We start from the raw sequence: 328 nt of genomic DNA on the forward strand, positions 1-328 counted from the left end.
GCTTGGCGGCGTCCTACTCTCCCAGGACCCTGCGGTCCAAGTACCATCGGCGCTAGAGGGCTTAACGGTCGTGTTCGGGATGGGTACGTGTGGAACCCCTCCGCCATCGCCACCAAACGCATAGCTAAGCTTACATTTCAGAGTTGTTGTTCTCTGAAAACTAGATTCGAAACGAAAGATGCGAATTGAACTTGCAWATTGGATAAGCCCTCGACCGATTAGTACTGGTCAGCTCCATGCATTGCTGCACTTCCACCCCCAGCCTATCTACCTCGTCGTCTTCAAGGGGTCTTACATACTGGGAAATCTCATCTTGAGGGGGGCTTCA

2 rRNA genes are annotated in these 328 nt (G+C 52.6%); both read right to left on the minus strand.

Annotated elements, in window-relative coordinates:
* Positions 1-117, minus strand: a 5S ribosomal RNA gene (gene rrf, locus AB4111_RS31270).
* A gap of 81 nt (positions 118-198) precedes the next feature.
* Positions 199-328 (minus strand): 23S ribosomal RNA (locus AB4111_RS31275); the annotation flags it as partial.

Source organism: Paenibacillus sp. 2KB_22 (assembly GCF_052115745.1).
Lineage (GTDB): Bacteria > Bacillota > Bacilli > Paenibacillales > Paenibacillaceae > Paenibacillus.